A 259-nucleotide genomic window follows, 5' to 3' on the forward strand; every position below is an offset into this window, starting at 1 on the left:
GTCGCGAGTTCGAACCTCGTCTTCCGCTCCAAAAAATGCCGGGGTGGCGGAACTGGCAGACGCACAGGACTTAAAATCCTGCGGTGAGTGATCACCGTGCCGGTTCGATTCCGGCCCTCGGCACCATTTTTAAAATAAACAATATGCGCCCGTAGCTCAATTGGATAGAGCGTCTGACTACGGATCAGAAGGTTGTGGGTTCGACTCCTGCCGGGCGCGCCATATTATTTCGGAATGTAGCTCAGCTTGGTAGAGCACT

General features: G+C 53.7%; 2 tRNA genes. Both read left to right on the top strand.

What is annotated here, in order from left to right:
* The first annotated feature begins 37 nt into the window (after positions 1 to 37).
* Positions 38 to 126 (top strand) — tRNA-Leu (locus M3166_RS19180).
* Positions 127 to 145: 19 nt separating this feature from the next.
* Positions 146 to 222 (top strand) — tRNA-Arg (locus M3166_RS19185).
* Positions 223 to 259 lie beyond the last annotated feature (37 nt).

Origin of the sequence: Solibacillus isronensis (assembly GCF_023715405.1) — a bacterium.
Taxonomy (GTDB): domain Bacteria; phylum Bacillota; class Bacilli; order Bacillales_A; family Planococcaceae; genus Solibacillus; species Solibacillus isronensis_B.